This is a genomic window from Arthrobacter sp. Y3221157 (assembly GCF_059089865.1).
In genome coordinates, this window is sequence record NZ_JBNHFD010000264.1 from 1 (window position 1) to 222 (window position 222).

The following is a 222-nucleotide window of genomic DNA, read 5'->3' on the forward strand; positions in this document are numbered from 1 at the left end:
CGACGGGACCGGTTTCGACGATGGATCCGGAGCGCATTACGGATACCCGGTCGGCGAGGTCGGCCACCACGCCGAAGTTGTGGGTTACGAGGAGCATCGCCATTCCCTCTTCACGCTGCAGCGTTCGCAGGAGATCGAGGATTTCGGCTTGAACGGTGACGTCGAGGGCTGTGGTGGGTTCGTCGGCGATGATCAGCGCAGGTTTGCAGGAAATGGCGCCGG

General features: G+C 62.6%; 1 pseudogene. It reads right to left on the reverse strand.

Going from position 1 to position 222, the window contains the following annotated elements:
• Positions 1–222 (reverse strand): annotated as a pseudogene (locus tag AC5RTT_RS20935) (ABC transporter); the annotation flags it as partial.